Origin of the sequence: Vibrio makurazakiensis, from assembly GCF_050337375.1 — a bacterium.
Classification (GTDB): Bacteria; Pseudomonadota; Gammaproteobacteria; order Enterobacterales; family Vibrionaceae; genus Vibrio; species Vibrio makurazakiensis.
On the sequence record NZ_JAKJSW010000240.1, the window covers coordinates 1 to 5,911 of the forward strand.

A 5,911-nucleotide genomic window follows, 5' to 3' on the forward strand; every position below is an offset into this window, starting at 1 on the left:
ATTCATGGCTGTCTCTCTTATTTGGCTATATTTCAATGTATGAAGTAATTAAACGTTGCGACTCAATGTCGCGTTGATGGAGTTAATTTACATTGCAATTGTTGCGTGTGCAACTGTTTCTTGTGTAAATGTTTGTCAAGAGAGCGTGTTTATGACGGTGTGTATTTTTTAGTTGTTTATTATCAGGTGGTTAGCTTGGTTCTTGGGTGTTTGTTATATTTTTAAAGTGGGTGACTATTGGGAACTTGAGGTAGGAGTGTTGCGTTTTAGTCAGGAAAGGGAGGACCAAGCTGAACTCTTTTCTTGGTTTCGTGTTAAAAAGTTCAGCCTTTAGGTGTTTATCTAATCACTTAATCACTTCGTTTTTCTGGCACTTAAGTAACTCGGTATTCAGCCACTTCTTTTCATCTAAATCATTATCACGCAGAGCGAATATATAACCATCCACTAGCGCCGCCGCACTTTGATATTCTTGGAATATGTGTTTTGGGTAGGTCGGGTAGTCCAGTTCATATTGCTTATCCAGCTTTTCACCACGCTCTGACCATTGTTCAAAAAGTTCGGAAGAAGAGGTCGCTTTTTCGTATTGATCCAGGACTCGATGGTGATGTGCAATCGCAATCTTCGCACAACGATTTGTTTGAACCGTTTGCTGTATGAGTCGCGCTTGTTCTTCTGATATCGAATCTGCTAACGCGTTTTCTTGCTGGATACGCTGCATCCGATCTTCAAAGCTTTCAGCATGTGCCTGAAAACCGAACAGTAGAGGAAGCAATATAGATGGGGTAATTAATCTGAGCATAATCAAAAAGCTTTTAATGTAGGAGTTTGTTTTATTATGCAACCAAGGCAGGGCTGATTTAACTAATTAAAAAGATAAACTGTAACCTTATATGAGACCATTTTGTTGATGAATGACTTTGAGTGTTTCGCATAGCGTAAGTTAATAAAACTCAGCCTAAAAGTGAGAGAGTGAATAACTGAGCTCTAAAATGTGCATTTAAGCCATCGTAATTATAGTAGAGATGTTCTGTTGGATTTATTGATAGGCATGAGCTTCGTTCTTGTTTAGTCTGGAACTTAGTGAGCCAGTTTTATTGATGTGAGCAGGCGTTAAACCGATAACAATGAAGGGAATTAAAAGTGAATGTGAACATTGTACCTGTAACGGCAGAATATGATGCCAAACTTAGCGAAATCATTCATGCGGTTGGTGTGGAATATGGCGCAGTCGGTGACGGTTTTGGCCCTTCAGATGAAGAAGTAAAAGCCATGAGTCAGTTTTACACTGAAGATCGTAAGAGCCTTTATTTGCTCGCATTTGTAGAAGACCAATTAGTCGGCGGCTGTGGTGTTGCCCCGTTTTTAGACAGTGCAGACACGTGTGAATTAAAGAAGCTGTTTTTACTCAAAGAAGGCAGAGGGCTTGGCGTTGGTCGTAAGTTGTCAGAAATGTGTTTAGCATTCGGTAAGCAGCAAGGTTTTGAACGTTGTTACTTGGATACGTTATCAAACATGAAACAAGCCGTTTTTTTATATGAAAAAATGGGCTTTAGCCACTTAGATAAACCATTAGAGGGCACTTTACATAATGGTTGCGACGTTTGGATGTTGAAGTCTTTAAGTGATGGGTAAGCGGCGTAATATCTATGATTTTGCGAAATAATCTGTTTTAAATACAACAAGGCCTCAATGAATGAGGCCTTGTTGTTTCTTCTCGTGAAGTTCGCTGTAATTACAACTTACTCGGTGACTACACGAACATGTTTTGCTTGTCTGATGGAGAGAATGATCTGTGGTACCAGTGACATCACAATCATACCTACCATGAATGAGTATTGAGTAGCAGTGAAAGACTCACCCATTAATACCATACCTGTAACAATGCCAGCCACTGGGTTAGCAATGCCACCGAATGTGAAATCAACGACAGACATACGTTGCAATAACCATACATACATACCGTAGCCAAGCGCAGTATTCAAACCAATAACCCATACTAAGCCCATGAAATTGCGTGTATTGAAGTTATTGACGGCATTCGCGTATTGCTCTGGTTCAATGAAAGCATGAGCAATAGAAGCGATAGAAAGAATTGCTCCGCCCAAAATCAGTTGCCAAGTTAATACCGTCCACCAGTGCATGCGGTTCCCCAAAGACTTGGTGATGCTGCTGCCAACAATAATACACATGATCGCGGCGAACATTGCACCTAGTCCAACCGGGTTTAAAGAGATCTGACTTGGGTTAAACAGCATCCAAGCCAGTGCGATTAACCCTGCACCAGAGACTGCTTGAATAAAGTGTGGGCGCTGCTTTTTCACTATCCAGTGGAATATCATCGCGAATACAGGCACGGAAATCATACCAACGCCTGATATAGCCGAAGGTAATGTCAGAGCCATAACGAAGATCAAGCCAAAGAAGGTGGCAATGTTGATCAAACCTAAACTGAATATGATCTGCCATTCACCTTTTTTAGGTAACGTTGGCTTAACTGCCAGTAATAATAAACCAGCAGGTAATGCGCGTAATGCGCCTAATAATAATGGTGGCCACTCCTGTAGCGTAAATTGCGTCACTGCATACGTCGTTCCCCAAAAAAATGCGGGGATCATTGCAAGTAGTATATTCATCTAAAATATCTTTACGTTAAGATAACCAATTGTGTGAACTGTATAACGTTAATCAATGATTGTAAAGTATCTTTATGTTAAACTAATTTGAAGTTTAAAAACCAATAGAGAGCGAGATTGCAAATGGACGCCATCGACCGCGTAGTAGAGCAGTGGGCTAAGGAAAAGCCGGAGCTAGAAACAGAACCAATGGCAATGATGGGCAGAATAATGCGCATTGCTAAATACATGGAGACTCAAGTAGCTGATCTTCATAAAAAATACGACATGAAGCTGGGTGAATTTGATGTGTTAGCGACACTACGTCGTTCAGGTAAACCTTATCGCTTAACTCCATCAGAGTTGATTGAAACAATGATGCTAACTTCAGGTGCGATGACCAATCGCCTAGATAAACTTGAAGCTAAAGGGTTGATTGTTCGCGCGCACAGCAAAGAAGATCGCCGTAGCGTGACGGTTGAATTAACAAGAGATGGTTTAGTATTAATTGATCAGATGATGACCGAACACGTTGAAACCCAAAAGAAATTAGTGAAGTCACTGTCTGCTAGCCAGAAAAAGAACACCAATCAATTATTGAAAACATGGTTAAGTGCTTACGAATAAGCGTTATTTAAGCCTTGCTTGGTAAGACAATGAATTACCGAGTTGGGCTGTAAGTTAGAAGAAAAGAACAGGAACACGATCAACATGAGCGACTTAACGCTGCAGCAAGAAGAAGCCATTGCAACTTTTAAAGAAAACCTCCACCTACCTGGTGGTGGGTTTCATCTTTTAATCATTGAGCTTTGCAAAGAGTTTCAATTGCCTTTTCAAAAAGTTCGTAATGTTTTGATGAATGCTCAGGGGAAAATTGAGAAGAAAATCCGTAATGACTTTGAGAACGTTTCTGAAGGTGATCTGACAAAGGAAAATTGGCTCAATATTATTCGAACTAAGTTAACCGACTTAGCGAAAGACAATGTTTCTGTTATGGACGCTTTAACGGAAAACACGAAGTACCAAGAGGTGCTTAATGTGCTGAAAGAACCGATCAAAAATGAAAATGATCGCGAAGATATTCTCGAAGAGCTCATGCAAGTCTATGAGAAGAATGTATTTAAGCCTTTGCTGGCGATGCTGCATACAACAAAGCTCTACTGGAAGCTTATGCTTGCTGAAGACCTGAATAAAATGACTGATACTTGTCGTCAACAGTTCAGTGATTATCCTGAACATATGGAGGCTGCCAAACTATTGTTTGAATTGGACGAGCAAGTTAGAACGGCAAAAATCGACGGTGAGTCGTAAATCATTTAAGCCGCGTTGCGTTAAAGCATGTAGCTAAAATAGAAACCGAAGTGATGAGCTTCGGTTTTTTTGTGCGAGTGTGGCTGTACTTACCAATATCATCAGGCACAAAACAGGGTAAGTTATATCGATGTAATCCAATATTTTAGGACATCTCTTTTAAGACTACCCGTTATCATTAGTTTCTCGCCCTCAGTATATTTCTCTCATTCCAACAACACAGAGATTACTGAATATGAAATTCAAATTTGCCCTTAGCGCTTTACTGTTAGCGACTTCGTTTTCGTCACATGCGGAACTGAAAATGTCGATCACCGAACAAATGAATGGTGTTCTAGTCACGGTTTACCAGGATGGGAAACGTCTTTCTAATGCTCAGGTGACAACCAACCTTCGTGGCCAACAAATGAAAGAGACTTCAGACAGAGGACGAGCATTTTTCTACAAGGGGAACATTCCAAGAGTGTATCAATTTGAGGTAACGACTCCCCATGGAGAGAGTGTTCAACAAAGCCGATTCATTGGACGAGATAAGTAAACGGTTAGCCCAAATGTCGAACGCTCTATACAAGTGACGTATTTAAATGGATTCGATATTTGGGGTTGTTTAGATCCTGATAACTAGGGAGCTCAGAATTATTTTTTAGGGGGTTAGCCCGTTTGATTAGAGGCTTTCCAACATTTTTCTAGTTTCTTCAAAGCCAACGTTTTTGCCTTCCCCATATTTCCTATCTGCCACGCCAGTACAATTTCTACCGTTCTCGCGTGGCCTATTTCAACCAAACTTCCAGCCTCTAGCTCGCTTGTTATTAATTGTTTAGGTAAGGTTCCGATACCTAGGTTACGTTGAATAGCGAGTAGCTTACTGCTCATTGAACTTACAGTGCTCGTTTTCTGATTTGATAAGATGTTTTTCGTTATTTTAGGTGCTGACTGAGCGGTATCTGCCACGGCTATAATGGTGTGTTTTCTCCGTGTCGATTCGCTGAGTGGATTTTCCTCATTCAATATTTGAGCGTTTTTCGCTGCTACCCAGATCATCTCAACACTACCGATGGTTTTACTATTCACTGTGTTAGGTAGTTCGACATTCGGCATTGACGAGATCAGTATATCGGCCTTTCCTGAGGTTAACGCCTCCCAACCCCCCGACAGAATATCTTCTTGGACATAGAGTTGAGTGCTGCATTCGGAAGCCATTTCATCGATTAATGACAGCGCAATGTCTTGTCCAATAATGCCATCATAAGAAACAAGCAATTCACTTTCCCAACCACTTGAGAAACGTTGTATCTGCTTAATGAGTTCATCTGAACCTGCGAGAAGCTGTCGACCATTATCTACTAACATGTGGCCGACTTGCGTAAATACGGCTCTATGTCCGGAGCGATCTAAGATCAGAACCCCGAGGTCGTCTTCTAATTTTTGAATTTGATAGCTGAGTGCCGAGACGGATCGATTAAGATGAGCGGACGCGGCTGAGAAAGTCCCTTCACGTTGTAAAACATCCAATAATTGTAAGGTATCAAGAGGAAGTGTTTTCTTCAGAGTTTTCATAAGAACAGTCAATATCTAGTAATACTTTCGGGGGGGGTAGGGGCATAGTATCAGCATTGGAGTGTGATATAAGTCATATTTATACGGGAATTTGTATACGAGTATGTCTACTAAAAATCCAAACAGGTTGTCCTATTTTTCTGGATATCATCCTGCTCCTGAGTTGAATAACCTACCCGTAAATTTTATAAGGGCTCAGCATTATGAAAATCAGATGGAACGACTCACTTACTTTTTTGGCACGTATATTATTGGCTTATTTGTTTATTCAAGCCGGTTGGGGAAAGTTATTTAACTATGAAGGGACTGCAGGGTACATGGCTTCTCAAGGTGTCAGTTCTCACTTATTGCCTTTGGTTATCTTACTGGAATTAGGTGGCGGGCTCGCGATTTTCGCGGGGTTCATGACTCGGTTTACTGCACTTTCA

The 5,911-nt window shown here is 40.9% G+C and carries 8 protein-coding genes; 5 read left to right on the forward strand and 3 right to left on the reverse strand.

Going from position 1 to position 5,911, the window contains the following annotated elements; genetic code table 11:
* Positions 1–346: 346 nt before the first annotated feature.
* Complete coding sequence (locus tag L4C33_RS18870) at positions 347–802, reverse strand: hypothetical protein (RefSeq protein ID WP_428813953.1); 456 nt, start codon at positions 800–802, stop codon at positions 347–349.
* Positions 803–1,143: 341 nt separating this feature from the next.
* Between L4C33_RS18870 and L4C33_RS18875 the strand changes: the two genes are divergently transcribed.
* Complete coding sequence (locus L4C33_RS18875) at positions 1,144–1,635, forward strand: GNAT family N-acetyltransferase (protein ID WP_428813954.1); 492 nt, start codon at positions 1,144–1,146, stop codon at positions 1,633–1,635.
* 107 nt (positions 1,636–1,742) lie between these two features.
* Here the strand turns inward: L4C33_RS18875 and L4C33_RS18880 are convergent, their stop codons facing one another.
* Complete coding sequence (locus L4C33_RS18880) at positions 1,743–2,636, reverse strand: DMT family transporter (RefSeq protein WP_428813955.1); 894 nt, start codon at positions 2,634–2,636, stop codon at positions 1,743–1,745.
* Positions 2,637–2,759: 123 nt separating this feature from the next.
* Between L4C33_RS18880 and L4C33_RS18885 the strand changes: the two genes are divergently transcribed.
* The 3 genes from L4C33_RS18885 (at position 2,760) to L4C33_RS18895 (ending at position 4,464) form a co-directional block, all read left to right on the forward strand.
* Entirely contained in the window at positions 2,760–3,242 is a 483-nt protein-coding gene (locus tag L4C33_RS18885) for a MarR family winged helix-turn-helix transcriptional regulator (protein WP_428813956.1), read from the forward strand.
* Between the two features lie 84 nt (positions 3,243–3,326).
* A complete protein-coding gene (locus L4C33_RS18890; protein WP_428813957.1) occupies positions 3,327–3,926 on the forward strand; it encodes a hypothetical protein in 600 nt (199 codons plus the stop codon).
* A 235-nt stretch (positions 3,927–4,161) separates the two neighbouring features.
* Positions 4,162–4,464: a hypothetical protein gene (locus tag L4C33_RS18895; protein WP_428813958.1), complete on the forward strand. Its 303-nt coding sequence runs from the start codon at positions 4,162–4,164 to the stop codon at positions 4,462–4,464.
* Positions 4,465–4,577: 113 nt separating this feature from the next.
* Here L4C33_RS18895 and L4C33_RS18900 read toward each other — a convergent pair whose 3' ends face one another.
* The gene (locus L4C33_RS18900) at positions 4,578–5,483 is read right to left on the reverse strand and encodes a LysR family transcriptional regulator (protein WP_428813959.1); all 906 of its coding nucleotides are present in this window, start codon (positions 5,481–5,483) and stop codon (positions 4,578–4,580) included.
* Between the two features lie 203 nt (positions 5,484–5,686).
* Here L4C33_RS18900 and L4C33_RS18905 point away from each other — a divergent pair.
* On the forward strand, positions 5,687–5,911 hold a 225-nt coding region (locus tag L4C33_RS18905; protein ID WP_428813960.1), incomplete at its 3' end, for a DoxX family protein.

Excerpts from the sequence above, each read along its gene's own strand:
- L4C33_RS18870 (WP_428813953.1), bottom strand. The coding sequence starts at position 802 with ATGCTCAGATTAATTACCCCATCTATATTGCTTCCTCTACTGTTCGGT.
- L4C33_RS18880 (WP_428813955.1), bottom strand. The coding sequence starts at position 2,636 with ATGAATATACTACTTGCAATGATCCCCGCATTTTTTTGGGGAACGACG.
- L4C33_RS18885 (WP_428813956.1), top strand. The coding sequence starts at position 2,760 with ATGGACGCCATCGACCGCGTAGTAGAGCAGTGGGCTAAGGAAAAGCCG.
- L4C33_RS18890 (WP_428813957.1), top strand. The coding sequence starts at position 3,327 with ATGAGCGACTTAACGCTGCAGCAAGAAGAAGCCATTGCAACTTTTAAA.
- L4C33_RS18895 (WP_428813958.1), top strand. The coding sequence starts at position 4,162 with ATGAAATTCAAATTTGCCCTTAGCGCTTTACTGTTAGCGACTTCGTTT.
- L4C33_RS18900 (WP_428813959.1), bottom strand. The coding sequence starts at position 5,483 with ATGAAAACTCTGAAGAAAACACTTCCTCTTGATACCTTACAATTATTG.